This window comes from Nocardioides sp. N13(2025) (genome assembly GCF_051912545.1).
Classification (GTDB): Bacteria; Actinomycetota; Actinomycetes; order Propionibacteriales; family Nocardioidaceae; genus Nocardioides.
The window spans coordinates 2072704-2083445 of sequence record NZ_CP196809.1; the positions used below are offsets into that span (position 1 = coordinate 2072704).

The window sequence follows — 10742 nt, forward strand, 5'->3', positions numbered from 1 at the left end:
CTAGGAGCGATCCCGCGCTCCGCCATCCTCCCGGGTGCCGCGCGAGACGGCGCGGACGTGCCGGCGCACCGCCGTCGCGACCTCGGCGGGGTGGGTCAGGGCCGCGGAGTGCCCGGCGCCGGCGACGGTGGCCCTCGTCGGGCGCGGGAGGACGCGCTCGAGCCGGGTCAGCATCTCGCGGAACCGCTCGTGGCTCTCCGCACCGCCGACCAACAGGGTCGGGCACACGATCGTCGCGGCCTGCTCGTCGTCGAGGGTCCAGCCCAGGAGTGCGGGGAGGTCGGCGCCGAAGAACGCGGCGGCGTCGCGCTCCATGTCGGCGGCGGAGCCGGGCAGGTCCCGTTCGGCGTCGGCCCGCCAGTCGGGCCCGTCGACCATCGTCATGATCTCGTCGACGGCCGCGCCTGCTCCCGCCCGGGACCAGACGTCGAGGATCGACTCGCACGCCGCACGGAAGTCGGCAGCGCCCTTGGTGTCGTACGGCGGTGGCTCGACGACCGACAGCGAGCGGACCGCTCCCTGGTGTCGGCTAGCCAGCGACAGGACGATCGCAGCGCTGTAGCTGGCCCCGACGAGGTGGGCCGGACCGACGTCGAGGTCGGCGAGGACGGACGCCAGGTGGTCGGCGTCCCCCGTCACCGACGCTGGGCCGCGCGCGGGCCCCGAGTCTCCGTAGCCGGGACGGTGCACGTGCCAGACGTGGAAGTCCGTGCTCAGCGCCCGGCTGAGGGGCGCGTGCTCGTGCATCGACAGCGCCGTCTGCACGACCACCACGGGCTCCCCCGCGCCGAGCTCCTCGACCTCGACGTGGGTGCCAGCGACTGCCACGCGGTGCACCGGTGCCACGTCACCACAGTGGCACCGCCACGACGACTTCGCCATCCTGTTGACTCTGCCCATGGAGATCCACGCAGAGCTCGTCGACGAGCGGGACAGCTGCTGGGAGGACGACTCGCCGCGCTTCCGCGTCTACCTCCACAGCCACCCGGGACCCGGCTCCGCCACGTCGACGTACGACCTCACGGGTGCCGACGCCCTGCAGGCCATCGACTGGGCGCAGTCACACGTCTCCGCCGGCGGCACGTACGCCGTCGCGCTGGTGTGGGAGCGCCCCGGCCCGGACGGTCCGCAGCGCGGGCTCGTCTGGCTGGTGGGCATCGACGGGAACACCGACCCGGCCACGGATTCGGAGAGAAACGCGCTGCGGCGGATGGCGGAGCGCGCCACGACGCCGGTGGTCGTACCGCCTGCCGACCGCGTCGACTGACGGGCGCACCCGGCCGTGCTTATGGCCCCGTCATCTGATGGGTGGCGGGGTGCGGGGCGGGGTCATGGTCGCTCGGGCGGGTCGCCGTCCGCGTCGATGCGGGTGGTGCCGTGACGGTCGCGCAAGTAGCGGTGGCCGTGGGGACTGGTCCACTCGAACATCCCAGGCGCGACCATCCGGTAGGTCCAAGCGGTGAAGGTCTTCAGCCGGTGGTGATACCTGCACAGTGCGGCCAGGTTCGAGGACGTCGTGGGGCCGGGTTGTGGTCGGCCTTCAGGTTCGGCGTCGTGGTCGAACTCGTCGATGTGGTCGACGTCGCAGGCTCGCGCAGGTCGGGTGCACCACGGAAAGACACAAGTGCGATCGCGAAGGAGGACCTGTTCGCGGAGCCGGTCGGGGACCTTGTACGCCGGCGTGAACAGCTCGGCCTTGAGGTCGATGACGGGCTTGATGGTGATCTTGGTGCGGGTGTCGCCGCACCAGGCCTTGACCTGGTCGAGCAGCACGAGGCGTTGGCGCTCCTCGAGTCGACCGGTCGGCCCGAAGATCGTCTGCACTGCTTCGCCGTCCTTCACGAATGCGGCGTCGAAGTGGACGTGCAGCTCGACCTCGCGGGCGGCGGGGAGTCCGTCCTGGCCGCGAGTGTCGGTGGTGGATCCTTGGGCGTGGAGGTCGAGGGCGGTCTGGGTGCGGGCCAGGTCACCGAGGGCTTTCGCGCGGCGGACGTCGAGGGACTCAGCCGACCCGAGCGCCTTCAAGGTCGCGGCGCCCTGGGCCAGCGCGCCGTCGAGGTCCAGGGCGTCCGCGATGTCGAGGTCGGCCTCGAAGTGCATCGTGCCGGCGTAGTGCACGTCCTGGTCGTCCAGCGTGGCGTGGCGCGGATCGACCGACAGGTACCCGTCCTCGGGATCCGCGGCCGGGTCCGGGGCGGCGAGCTCGAACCGCTTGATCGTCTCCGCGACGAGTCGGTCGAGCTGCGCGGGCCCGATCTTCCCGGCCACGGCCGCGACCTGGGCGTCGACCCACCGTGCTGCGTCCTTCGTGAGCGCGGGGGTGGTGTGGATCGTGGTCTCGGCGACGGACCGGGCCCGCCACGCCGGCACCGCACCGGTCTGCACCCTGGCGCCACAACCGGGGAAGGCGGTGGCGCAGCTCGAGCGCGTGGCCGATGAGCTTCTTCGCCGCGGTCGAGGAGATCCCGAGCTCGGCGCCGAGCTCGGCGACGCAGAACTCCGCCACCAACGGACACCCCTCGCCGGCGATGGGCTCCTCGTGCTCCGAGCCCGGGAGTGTGAACGCGGCCGCGGAGTGGATCGACTCCGGCGGGTGCAGGTCCGCCCACCGGGCGGCGAGCTCGAGCTGGTCGGCTGCCGCCTGGTTCTCGGCCGCCTTGCGATCGCGGATGGCAGACAGGACACCGGAGGCGTTGAGGCTGTCTGCCTCTGCTCCGGGCCCTGCTACCAGTTCTTCGATCATCTGTTCGACTCTACGGGAAGCCACCGACAGTCGGCCTCGCGGAGCCGATTCTGTGGAGAAATGATCGGAAGGTCTCGATACGCCTCCGCTCGTTCCTCGCTCCGGCTACTCGACCAGCGAGGGGGCCGGGTCTCGTGACGGTCGCCGCGCGACCTCCTCGACCGCCGAAGAACCTCGGGACGCGGCAGTAGCGTGGCCGCATGATCGGCGACCAGTGGGGCGTCTCCGACGCCGAGGTCCGGCGGCGGTACGGCTGCGACGACCTCGTCAGCGCACCCACGCTCGAGGCGTGGCGCGGGGTGACCGTGCACGCCGAGCCCACAGCGGTCTGGGCGCGGCTGCGCCAGGTGCGGCTCGCGCCGTACTCCTACGACCTGCTCGACAACCTCGGCCGTCGCTCGCCGCGCGAGCTCCGCGACCTGCCGGAACCCCGGCCCGGCGACCCGTTCACGCGCGCCCTCGGTCGCCACCAGGGACGCATCCTCGCGGTCGACCCGGGACGCGAGCTGACCGCGACGATCATGGGCGCCCACCTGTCGTACGCCGTGGAGCCGGGCGAGCGAGGCACGCGGCTCCTGCTCAAGGTCGTCACGCGCACGCGGGCATGGCTGGCACCCGCGCTCTCGCTCGGCGATCTCCTCATGGCACGCAAGCAGCTGCTCACGCTGAAGGCACTCGCCGAGCAGGATGCCCGGCGAGCCGGGCGCGGCTAGCGCCAGGCCGGGGCGACCTGGCGCTTGTAGCGCCGCGCCAGCAAGAGCGTGAGCAGGCTGACGACCGGGCCAGGGATGGTCGCCCGGAGGGACGAGCGCTCCCGCTCCCCCGCACCGTCCTCCATCCACGCCAGCGAGTTGGCGGCATCGACGATGCTGGCCGGGCGCAGCTTCTTGGCCATCGCCTTCCACTCGGGGTCGTCCTCCAGCTGCTGGGCGATCGGCTCGACGTCGCGCTCCTCGTGGTCGAGGTGGGCGTTGACCACCTCCGAGCAGGCCGACACGGCGTTGGCCGCAGCCGTCGCATGGGCCGCCGTCGGCGAGGTCGCCACCGCGGCGATCGCCGTGGATGCCGAGGACAGGGCCTGCTTCATCGCCACGTGCTCGGACTCCATCGCCGCCAGCAGCTCGCGGTCGTGACCGCGCTTCTCCAGGAACGGCCAGATGTTCTCGTCCTCGGCCTCGTGGTGGTGGGTGAGCTCGCGGACGAGGTTGCCCCACGCGGACTGGATCTGCCGGGCGCGGGAGCTGTCGCCCTCGGGCAGTGCGCGCAGCGCCTGCTCGGTGCGTGCGACGTCGCGACGCACCGCGGCGTGGATGACCTGGTTCATGCTGAGGGCCTCGGGCATGACCGGACGCTAACGTCCGCCGCACCCGCCGGCGACCCCCATTCGCGGGAGGTTTGGACCAGTCAGCGATGGAGCGAGGCGACCCAGTTCTTCAGCAGCTCGGCGCCGGCGTCGCCGGACTTCTCCGGGTGGAACTGGGTCGCGGACAGCGGGCCGTTCTCCACCGCCGCCACGAACCGGTCTCCCCCGTGCTCCGCCCACGTCACCAGCGGCGCCGCGGTGCGGTCGTTGGTGACGAGGTCCCAGCTGCGGGCGGCGTAGGAGTGCACGAAGTAGAACCGCTCGTCCTCGATGCCCGAGAAGAGCCGCGAGCCGCTCGGGACCTCGACGGTGTTCCACCCCATGTGGGGCACCACGTCCGCCTGCAGGCGGGTCACCAGGCCGGGCCACTCGTCGCAACCCTCGGTCTCCACGCCGTGCTCGACGCCACCGGCGAAGAGCACCTGCATGCCGACGCAGATGCCCAGCACCGGCCGGCCGCCGGCGAGGCGACGGCCGATGATCCGCTCGCCCTTGATCGCGCGCAGCCCGGCCATGCAGGCGGCGTACGCCCCCACGCCCGGCACCACGAGGCCGTCCGCCGCGAGCGCGGTGTCGAAGTCGCTCGTGAGAGTGACCGAGGCGCCGGCGCGCTCGACCGCGCGCACGACGGAGCGCAGGTTGCCCGAGCCGTAGTCGAGGACGACGACGTCAGGCGTCACAGGGAGCCCTTCGTCGACGGCACGCCCGTCTCGCGCGGGTCGATGGCGACAGCGTCGCGGAAGGCCCGGGCGAACGCCTTGAACTGCGCCTCCACCACGTGGTGCGGGTCCCGGCCGCCCAGCACCCGCACGTGCAGCGCGAGGTGGGCGTGGAAGGAGATGGTCTCGAAGACGTGGCGCGTCAGCGAACCCATGTACGCCGCACCGGTGCCGCCGATCGCGACGTAGGCCTGGCCCTCGGGCTCACCGGTGTGCACGCAGTAGGGACGACCGGAGACGTCGACGACCGCCTGGACCAGCGCCTCGTCGAGCGGGACGGTGGCGTCGCCGAAGCGGCGGATGCCGACCTTGTCGCCCAGCGCCTCGCGCAGCGCCTGGCCGAGGACGATCGCGGTGTCCTCGACGGAGTGGTGCGCGTCGATGTGGGTGTCGCCGTTGGTGTGGACGGCGAGGTCGACCAGCGCGTGCCGGGCGAAGGCGTCGAGCATGTGGTCGTAGAAGCCCACGCCGGTGGACACCTCCGAGCGCCCGGTGCCGTCGAGGTCGACCTCGACCGTGACCTGGGACTCCTTGGTGATGCGCTCGATCCTGGCGGTGCGGCTCATACGGGGTCCTTCGTGACGTCGGCGGTGGTCTCGCTGATGACCTGCTGGCTCTCCATTGTCTCCAGCAGGGCCTTCCTGAATGCTTCCATCTCATCGGTGGTGCCGATCGACACCCGCAGCCAGCCGTCCGGGCCGGTCTCGCGGATCAGCACCCCCCGGTCGACCAGACCCTGCCAGACCGCGTGCCGGTCGGCGAACCGGCCGAAGAGCACGAAGTTGGCGTCGGAGTCGGCGACCTCGAAGCGCTGCTCGCGCAGCCAGCCCACGGTCGCGTCACGCTCGGCCCGCAGGTCGTCGACCTTGCCGAGCAGCTCGGGCGCGTGCCGCAGGGCGGCCAGCGCGGTCGCCTGGGTGACGGCGGACAGGTGGTAGGGCAGGCGCACCACGCGGATGGCGTCGCAGATGGCCGGGTCGGCGGCGAGGTAGCCGAGCCGCGCGCCCGCGAGCGCGAACGCCTTGCTCATCGTGCGGGTCACCACCAGGTTGCGGTGCGTGCCCAGCAGCTCCAGCGCGCTCGGCGTACCGGCGCGGCGGAACTCGCCGTAGGCCTCGTCGACCACCACGATGCCGCCCGGCTCGTAGGACGCCGCCGCCTCGCACAGCATGGTGATCGCCTCCGGCGGCAGGGCCGTGCCGGTCGGGTTGTTCGGGCTCGGGAGCAGCACCACCGAGGGCTGCCGGTCCAGGACGAGGGCCCGAGCCGCATCGAGGTCGAGGGAGAAGTCCTCGGCCCGGTGGCCGGCGTGCCACTCGGTGAGGGTGTCGCGTGCGTACTCGGGATACATCGAGTACGTCGGCGCGAACGACAGGGCGACCCGGCCGGGCCCGCCGAAGGCCTGCAGCAGCTGCAGCATGACCTCGTTGGACCCGTTGGCCGCCCACACCATGTCGGGCGTGATCCCGGAGCCGCCGTCGCTGTCGAGGTACGCCGCCAGCGCCTCACGCAGCTCGGTGAACTCCCGGTCCGGGTAGCGGTTGAGCGTCACCGCCGCCTCGCCGACCGCGCGGGCGATGTCGGCCGCCGCCTCCGGCGAGGGACCGTAGGGGTTCTCGTTGACGTTGAGCTGGACCGGCGCCTCGTCCAGCGAGAGCTGGGGCGCACCGTAGGGCTCGATCCCCCGCAGCTCCTCGCGCAGGGGTGGGAACGTGGGGCTCACTGCTCGAACCGGACGCTGACGGCCTGGCCGTGGCCGGGCAGGTCCTCGGCCCCGGCCAGCGTCACGACGTGGTCGGCGACGTCGGCGAGCGCCGCCCGGGAGTAGTCGACGACGTGCACCGACTTGGTGAAGGCCCGCACCGACAGTCCGCTGGAGTGGCAGGCACATCCGGCGGTGGGCAGCACGTGGTTGGAGCCGGCGCAGTAGTCGCCGAGGGACACCGGCGCCCAGGGGCCGACGAAGATCGCGCCGGCGTTGCGCACGCGTGCGGCGTGGGCCGCGGCGTCGCGGGTGTGGATCTCGAGGTGCTCGGCGGCGTAGGCGTTGACCACGTCGACGCCCTGGTCCATGCCGTCGACGAGCACGATGCCGGACTGCTGCCCGCCCAGCGCGGTGCGGATCCGCTCGGTGTGCCGCGTCGCGAAGACCTGCTTGTCCAGCTCGGCCTCCACCGCGTCGGCGAGCGCGAGCGAGTCGGTGACGAGGACGGAGGCGGCCATCGGGTCGTGCTCGGCCTGGCTGATCAGGTCGGCCGCGACGTAGGACGCCTCGGCGCTGTCGTCGGCCAGGATCGCGATCTCGGTCGGACCGGCCTCGGAGTCGATGCCGACCACGCCGCGCAGCAGACGCTTGGCGGCTGCGACGTAGATGTTGCCGGGACCGGTCACCAGGTCGACGGGCGCGCAGGGACCGGCGCCGTGGGCGAACATCGCGATGGCCTGGGCACCGCCCACGGCGTAGACCTCGTCGACGCCGAGCAGGGCGCACGCGGCCAGGATCGTGGGCTCGGGCAGACCGCCGCTGTTCTTCTGCGGCGGGCTGGCGAGCGCGATCGAGCGGACGCCGGCCACCTGGGCGGGCACGACGTTCATCACGACGCTGCTGACCAGCGGGGCGAGCCCACCCGGGACGTAGAGCCCGACCCGGTCGATCGGGACCTTGCGGTGGGTCACCGTGGCGCCCGGGGCGACCTGGCTGGTCACGTCCTGCTCGAGCTCGGCGGCGCAGGTGCCGCGCAGCCGGCGGATCGACTCCTCGAGCGCGCTCCGAACGGCCGGGTCGAGGTCGGCCAGGGCCGCCTCGATGGCCTCGCGGGACACCGCGATGTCGTCGCGGTCGACGCCGTCGAACTGCGCGGAGAACTCGGCGATCGCCTCGACCCCCCGGGCCCGGACGGCGTCGATGATCGGCTGCACCTGATGCGTGGCGGCCTCGACGTCGAACTCGGCGCGAGGCACGCTCGTGCGATAGTCGACGGACGCCGGATCGGCGCCCCGGAGGTCGATGCGACGGATCAGGGACATGGGTCGATTCTAGGTTCTCCGGCGGGTCGGCCCACATCCGCGGATGCGCGGTGGACACGCGGCGCTAGGGTCGGGACGTGAGCGGTCCGCTGCCGATGTTCCCGCTGAGCACCGTGGTGTTCCCGGGGATGAGCGTGCCCCTCCACGTCTTCGAGGACCGTTACAGGATGCTGGTCAACCACCTCCTCACGGTCGAGGACCCGGCCGCCCGGGTCTTCGGCACGGTCGCGATCCGCGAGGGCTACGAGGTCGGCGACCACGGCGCCCAGTCGGTCTACCGCGTCGGGTGCGTGCTCCAGCTGACCGAGGTCGAGCGTCGCGACGACGGCACCTTCGACATCGTGGCGGTGGCCCGCGAGCGCCTGATGCTCGAGGAGATGCAGCGAGGTGCCGACTTCCCCCAGGGCGTGGTCGCCGTTCTCCCGGAGCCGGAGGTCGACGTCCCCGCCGAGGTGCTCGACCGGGCCAGGGCCACCTTCACGGCGTTCCGCGCGGCGATGACCGAGCTCCAGGGCGACCCCTTCAGCGGGACGCTGCCCCGCGACCCCGACTACCTGGCCTGGACGCTGTCAGCGCTGACGCCGCTGCCGATGGCCGAGCGGCAGTCACTCCTCGAGGCGGCCGACGCCACCGAGCGGCTGGTGCTCGTCACCCGCCTGCTGACCGAGGAGCTGCGCGCGATCAACGTCATCCCGTCGCTGCCCGCCACCCAGGTCGCCCGAACTGCCTGGTCCCCCAACTGACGCGCTGATGGCGAAGAAGTCACGTGCGGGCGGGGGTACGCCGGCGACGGTCGCGCTGACGGCCGCCGGCGTCGCCTTCGAGGTGCGGGCCTACGACCACGACCCGCGCTCGACGTCGTACGGCACCGAGGCGGCCGAGGCGCTCGGCGCGGACCCGGCCCGGGTGTTCAAGACGCTCCTGGCCTCCCTGGACGGGAAGCTGGTGGTCGGCATCGTCCCGGTGTCCGGCCACCTCGACCTCAAGGCGCTGGCACGCGCCCTGGGCGGCAGCAAGGCGGTGATGGCCGAGGTCGCCGCCGCCGAGCGGGCCACGGGCTACGTCGCCGGCGGCATCTCCCCCATCGGCCAGAAGAGGTCGCACCCGACGGTGCTCGACGAGTCCGCGCTCGGGCACGAGACGATCCTCGTCTCCGGCGGCCGCCGCGGCTTCGACATCGAGCTCTCGCCCCGCGACCTGGTGGCGGTCACCGGTGCGGTGACCGCCACCATCGGTCGCTGAGTCAGTCGGTCGTCAGCTTGAACAGGCCGTGCATGACGTCGCCGTCGACCCAGCCGCTGACACCGAAGGCGGAGAGCGGCGCGAGGTTCTCACTGACCTCGGGCCAGTCCTCGGTGACCCGGACGAGCCAGTCGTCGTCGGCGTCGAAGTTGACGAACAGCACCGTCTGAGCGTCGTCGCTCTCGACCACCTGGGCGTAGTCGTCGTTGTCGCCCAGGTCACCACCGGACTCGAGCTTGCCGCGGTAGTCGTCCTGGAGCGCGAGCACGGCGTAGCCGTCGCTCTCGGTGACCACCATGAACTCGGCCATCTCCGGGGGGGCCTGCGCGCTGATCTTGTCGAGCACCGCCTGGATCTCCTGGGCGTCGCCCTTGACCCGGATGCCTGCCGGGACCTCGCCCGGGCCGCCGTTGGTGATGGCGTCGGGGTCGATGCCGCTGCCGAGCGAGATCGTCACGCCGTCACCGAGCAGCGTCTCGAGGTCCTCGGGGAACGCCAGGCCGGTCTCGGCCTCGAGCTGCGAGATCTCCTCGTCGATGTCGGAGCCGTCCGAGGACGACAGGGTCTTCTTCGCGTAGTCGAGCATCGCCTGGCCCCAGCCCTCCTCGAGAGCGAAGCCGAGCGCGGCGACCGTGTCCTCGGGGAGGCCGGCGACCATGCTGACGCCCTGGTCGCTCTGCACGTACTTCGTCATGTCGGGCTGGTAGTCGGACATGGCGTACTCGATCTCGACCGCGCCGTCGTCGAAGCGGACCGTGGCGGCCGCGCCGTCGAAGTCGTCGATCATCTGCTGGAGATTCTCGGGCACCTCCTCCGGGGTCTCCTGCGGCGTCATGCCGAGGTCGCCGCCCATCATCGAGCCGGGACTGAACCCGCCGAGGTCGTCGAGGTACGAGGTCACGCCCTTGGCGACGTAGACGGACATGAAGCCGTCGTCGCCGGCCTGACCGGTCCACTTCTCGAAGGACGCGTCGCCGGAGAGCGAGCCGTCGCCGGCAGCGTCCACCACCTGCGAGGCGATGTCCTTGGTCTCGGCCAGCACCATCCAGTCGCCCTCGACGACCCAGCCGCCGACGTCGCCCTCGGCCTCCTCGCCGCCACCGCACACGTCGACGAGCTTCGCGACGCCCGCCTCGGCCTTGCCGGCGTCGGTGACCTGGACGACACCCACCGGCGCGGGGGTGTCCTCACCGAGGTCGACCGCGGCCATCGCGGCGCGCGAGCCGAGCCACGGCTTGACGTCCTCGGCGTAGTCGAGGCCCTCGCACCCGCCGGACTTGGTGATCTCCTCGAACAGGCGCTCGCGCAGGTCGTCGTCCGTCTCGAGGTCGATCTTGTCGGTGAACCCGGGGAACTTGCGCAGCGTCTTGATGGCCTCGATCTTCTGGCCGCCGCTCGGGTCGAGGTCGACGCTGAAGTAGGCGACCGTCGAGTCCGGGAGCGCCTCCGACGGCTGGGACCCCGTCGAGAAGAAGCTGCTGGCCGCCCAGGCCCCTCCGGCCACGACGGCGCCGCCGGCCACGAGGGCGCCGAGCACGATGAGGCGCTTGCGGTTGTCGTTGTCAGGCGTGGCCTCGACTGGGCCAGAGGCGTCCAGGTAGTCCGGCCCGCCCGGTGTCATGCTCATGTCAGTCCTGCTCCCCCGTTG

General features: G+C 72.1%; 12 protein-coding genes. 4 read left to right on the forward strand and 8 right to left on the reverse strand.

The window, feature by feature from the left end; translation table 11 throughout:
* The gene (locus ACS3YM_RS10000; RefSeq protein ID WP_439936294.1) at positions 1–846 is read right to left on the reverse strand and encodes an alpha/beta fold hydrolase; all 846 of its coding nucleotides are present in this window, start codon (positions 844–846) and stop codon (positions 1–3) included.
* Positions 847–898: 52 nt separating this feature from the next.
* Between ACS3YM_RS10000 and ACS3YM_RS10005 the strand changes: the two genes are divergently transcribed.
* Positions 899–1267, forward strand: coding sequence for a hypothetical protein (locus ACS3YM_RS10005; protein WP_439936295.1), 369 nt, complete (start codon positions 899–901; stop codon positions 1265–1267).
* Between the two features lie 62 nt (positions 1268–1329).
* Here the strand turns inward: ACS3YM_RS10005 and ACS3YM_RS10010 are convergent, their stop codons facing one another.
* Positions 1330–2385, reverse strand: coding sequence for an HNH endonuclease signature motif containing protein (locus tag ACS3YM_RS10010; RefSeq protein WP_439936296.1), 1056 nt, complete (start codon positions 2383–2385; stop codon positions 1330–1332).
* Between the two features lie 558 nt (positions 2386–2943).
* Between ACS3YM_RS10010 and ACS3YM_RS10015 the strand changes: the two genes are divergently transcribed.
* Positions 2944–3456 (forward strand): polyketide cyclase, encoded by a 513-nt coding sequence (locus ACS3YM_RS10015; protein WP_439936297.1) that lies wholly within the window; start codon positions 2944–2946, stop codon positions 3454–3456.
* Here ACS3YM_RS10015 and ACS3YM_RS10020 read toward each other — a convergent pair.
* The 5 genes from ACS3YM_RS10020 to hisD all read right to left on the reverse strand — a co-directional run bounded on the left by ACS3YM_RS10020 (position 3453) and on the right by hisD (position 7852).
* Positions 3453–4085, reverse strand: coding sequence for a hemerythrin domain-containing protein (locus ACS3YM_RS10020; protein WP_439936298.1), 633 nt, complete (start codon positions 4083–4085; stop codon positions 3453–3455). The genes ACS3YM_RS10015 and ACS3YM_RS10020 overlap by 4 nt on opposite strands.
* Before the next feature lie 62 nt (positions 4086–4147).
* The gene (gene hisH / locus ACS3YM_RS10025; RefSeq protein WP_439936299.1) at positions 4148–4786 is read right to left on the reverse strand and encodes an imidazole glycerol phosphate synthase subunit HisH; all 639 of its coding nucleotides are present in this window, start codon (positions 4784–4786) and stop codon (positions 4148–4150) included.
* Positions 4783–5391, reverse strand: a complete 609-nt coding sequence (gene hisB, locus ACS3YM_RS10030) for an imidazoleglycerol-phosphate dehydratase HisB (RefSeq protein WP_439936300.1) — start codon at positions 5389–5391, stop codon at positions 4783–4785. Before hisB ends, hisH begins: the two co-directional genes overlap by 4 nt.
* Positions 5388–6548, reverse strand: coding sequence for a histidinol-phosphate transaminase (locus ACS3YM_RS10035; protein WP_439936301.1), 1161 nt, complete (start codon positions 6546–6548; stop codon positions 5388–5390). The genes hisB and ACS3YM_RS10035 overlap by 4 nt, the downstream gene beginning before the upstream one ends.
* Positions 6545–7852 carry a histidinol dehydrogenase gene (gene hisD / locus ACS3YM_RS10040; RefSeq protein WP_439936302.1) on the reverse strand — a complete coding sequence of 436 codons (1308 nt, stop codon included), beginning with the start codon at positions 7850–7852 and terminating at the stop codon, positions 6545–6547. Before hisD ends, ACS3YM_RS10035 begins: the two co-directional genes overlap by 4 nt.
* Positions 7853–7929: 77 nt before the next feature.
* Here hisD and ACS3YM_RS10045 point away from each other — a divergent pair, with 77 nt between their 5' ends.
* Positions 7930–8595, forward strand: coding sequence for an LON peptidase substrate-binding domain-containing protein (locus tag ACS3YM_RS10045; protein WP_439936303.1), 666 nt, complete (start codon positions 7930–7932; stop codon positions 8593–8595).
* Positions 8596–8602: 7 nt separating this feature from the next.
* Entirely contained in the window at positions 8603–9094 is a 492-nt protein-coding gene (ybaK, locus tag ACS3YM_RS10050) for a Cys-tRNA(Pro) deacylase (RefSeq protein WP_439936304.1), read from the forward strand.
* 1 nt (position 9095) lies between these two features.
* On the opposite strand, the gene ACS3YM_RS10055 is transcribed toward ybaK, so the two are convergent.
* Positions 9096–10721, reverse strand: a complete 1626-nt coding sequence (locus ACS3YM_RS10055) for a DUF3352 domain-containing protein (protein WP_439936305.1) — start codon at positions 10719–10721, stop codon at positions 9096–9098.
* Between the last annotated feature and the right edge of the window lie 21 nt (positions 10722–10742).

What these genes read in the sequence shown, in the direction of transcription:
- ACS3YM_RS10015 (WP_439936297.1), top strand. Translation starts at nt 2,944, where the DNA reads ATGATCGGCGACCAGTGGGGCGTCTCCGACGCCGAGGTCCGGCGGCGG.
- hisD (WP_439936302.1), bottom strand. Translation starts at nt 7,852, where the DNA reads ATGTCCCTGATCCGTCGCATCGACCTCCGGGGCGCCGATCCGGCGTCC.
- ybaK (WP_439936304.1), top strand. Translation starts at nt 8,603, where the DNA reads ATGGCGAAGAAGTCACGTGCGGGCGGGGGTACGCCGGCGACGGTCGCG.
- ACS3YM_RS10005 (WP_439936295.1), top strand. Translation starts at nt 899, where the DNA reads ATGGAGATCCACGCAGAGCTCGTCGACGAGCGGGACAGCTGCTGGGAG.
- ACS3YM_RS10055 (WP_439936305.1), bottom strand. Translation starts at nt 10,721, where the DNA reads ATGAGCATGACACCGGGCGGGCCGGACTACCTGGACGCCTCTGGCCCA.
- ACS3YM_RS10020 (WP_439936298.1), bottom strand. Translation starts at nt 4,085, where the DNA reads ATGCCCGAGGCCCTCAGCATGAACCAGGTCATCCACGCCGCGGTGCGT.
- hisB (WP_439936300.1), bottom strand. Translation starts at nt 5,391, where the DNA reads ATGAGCCGCACCGCCAGGATCGAGCGCATCACCAAGGAGTCCCAGGTC.